A 2,555-nucleotide genomic window follows, 5' to 3' on the forward strand; every position below is an offset into this window, starting at 1 on the left:
CTAAACGACTAATTTTTGTAATAATCATCTCTTCTAACCTCCTTTCTCAATCTATTTTTCCTATCCAAGTTCCCCATTCTTCTGTCTAGCATTTTCTACTAGAAGGACATAAAAACACAACACTCTCTAGCCTATACTCTTTGAAAATCTCTTCAAACCACAGTCGCTTCACCTTGGATTATATAGGTCAGTCTTATCTACAACCTCAAAGCGGTGTTTTGGGCAATCTGCTACTAGCTTGCTAGTTTCTTCTTTGATTTTCATTCAGTATCTCCTCAATCTTCACAAGAAGATCTGATTTTTCTAGCGACAAACAGAATAAATAAGTTAGTTCAATTAGCTACCTTCCTTATAGATGAAATTGATATTCATAAAGGAAGTCGCCCTTTATTTTTTTGCAAAAGATACTAGTATGAATTTATTTGGGGACTTGAATTTATAAGTTAGTCACTTCGTTTTTCTAAAATAATTCTAATCTATTATTCTAGCACTAGTAGACTCTTTGGCTAAATCTCCTTTCTACATCTCGTTTCACCAAGAACTTTTTAAGAGAGAAATACTCTAAATTAGTTTTGTTACCGTTTTCAATTAGAGTATACTTTTTTTTTTAGTATTTCAAGCCTTTTTCTAATTTGGAATTTAGTTTCAAATCTTTTTAACTATAGCAACTACATTAAAAGTACTTTCAAAAATAAGTAGGTTTCTTGCAAAACCTGTTTCGAGTGGACAAGATAAGAAAACAAGAAAGTCAATTTTAGGAGAAAACAAGGTTAATAGTCGCATGATATAATGCAATGATGTAAAAATCGAATAAATTGATTGGAAAATTCAAACTAATTTCTAACAATGATTTAAGAATTGTAGTGTCCTAATATAGATTCAATGCACTATAAAACGCATAGTATCAAGCTTGTTCAACACCTGATACTATGCGTGTTTGTGATTTTTAAGATTTTGTGCTTAGAGTCGACTCCTTATTTTAGATATTTAAAAGAAATCTCACTTCCACAGAGCCAATTGTAGACTTGGTCGTTAACAAATACATTCATGGCTTCGTGAGCATACTCGGGCATGATGCGATAGGCCTTATCGCAGGTCAGACGATTATAAATCGCAAACTGGGTAATAGGATAGCAAACATCGTCGTCCAAGCCCGTAATCATCTTAACCTCACCCTTGATACGATGGGAAAGATTTTTCACATCGATATAGGCAAGGGTCTCCATGATCTCCTCCTCAGTTTCATGGAAGGGGTCGTGAAACTTGAAATAACGGAAAAGTTCATCGTAAGCCTCACTGGTATTACCAATCTCAAGCACTCGTCTAAAGTCTGACAAGAAGGGATAGATGGCAACTGTTTTCTGAATTCGAGGATTGAGCGCTGCTGCAACCAAGGCCAAAGCCCCTCCTTGCGAGGCACCATAGCTAGAAAGACGCTTCTCATCTACCTGAGGCAGACTAGCAATAATTTCAACCAACTGGTAAATATCCAGATAAACATCCTTATAAAAGAGGTGATACCGACCCTCCACAGCACCACGGATAATATGTCCCTTAACCGTATTTCCTAGAGGAGAACGCAAACCGTCTTGCGAATAACCTGACTGGCCCCGCACATCCATTGAAACAACACCGTAACCAGCTACGGTGAAAGCCAGCATATCGGTCCAGTCCCAGCCGCGTCCCATATAACCATGGAAATGGAAGATTATCGGAACCTTCTCCTCACTCTTTGGAAGAACGACGCGTGCATAGACCTTGACTTCATTGGTTCCTTCAAAGGTTAACTCATAGCACTTGACTTGAGGGATGTGAAAATTTCTTTCCTCCAACTGGTAGGCTGGAAGCGTGGAAACTTTTTTCACTTCCTCATCCCAGAAAGCATCAAAGTCCTCTGGAACCTCATCCCTTCCTAGATAAGTCTTCATTTCTTCTAACAAAGTTGGATTTTTCATAGCATGCTCCTTTTATTTTGTAATCGCTACCACAACTGTAGCACATCTAAGAAAGCAATGCAAGAAAGAAGGATAAATAGAAAGTGAATTTAGCCTTTCTTTCTTCAAAGCTATCATCTGAAGGTAATCTTAAACTTCTAGTATTCAGTCTTACATATGATCCTTCACAGCTACTGCTACCATTTTGGATTTTGCACGGACTTTACCCGCCACTGACATTTCCATAGAAATAATTGCCTTTCTTTCCCCTAATTCCTCCAGAGTAGAAATGACGACAATTTCATCGTCAATTGGGGTTGGGCTAAGATAATCAACTTCTAAATGAGCTGTGATGAAGCGACCGATAACTGTTTCGTCTGTCAATTCCAAACCTTTTTGATGATGGGCAAACCAAGCTGCTGACGCCGTACCATGGCAATCAAAAATAGTCGCTATCATTCCTCCAAAGACATTTGATGGAACTCCGCCAGTATAAGCATTTTCAAGCTTTATCCGACTAATACAACGCTCCCCATCCAGACTTGGATAGGTTTTTAAATGTAAACCCAAATCATTCTTTGGGCCGCAACCCCAACAATGCTGGAAGCGTTCTCCATACCT

Annotated in this window: 2 protein-coding genes; both read right to left on the reverse strand. The window is 38.4% G+C overall.

Features of this window, described 5'->3' with window-relative positions; genetic code table 11:
* Positions 1–974: 974 nt before the first annotated feature.
* Positions 975–1,955 carry an acetylxylan esterase gene (locus SMIDD26_RS07545; RefSeq protein WP_061439722.1) on the reverse strand — a complete coding sequence of 327 codons (981 nt, stop codon included), beginning with the start codon at positions 1,953–1,955 and terminating at the stop codon, positions 975–977.
* A 150-nt stretch (positions 1,956–2,105) separates the two neighbouring features.
* On the reverse strand, positions 2,106–2,555 hold a 450-nt coding region (locus SMIDD26_RS07550), incomplete at its 5' end, for a PaaI family thioesterase (RefSeq protein WP_061439794.1).

This window comes from Streptococcus mitis, assembly GCF_001579035.1.
GTDB lineage: Bacteria > Bacillota > Bacilli > Lactobacillales > Streptococcaceae > Streptococcus > Streptococcus mitis_J.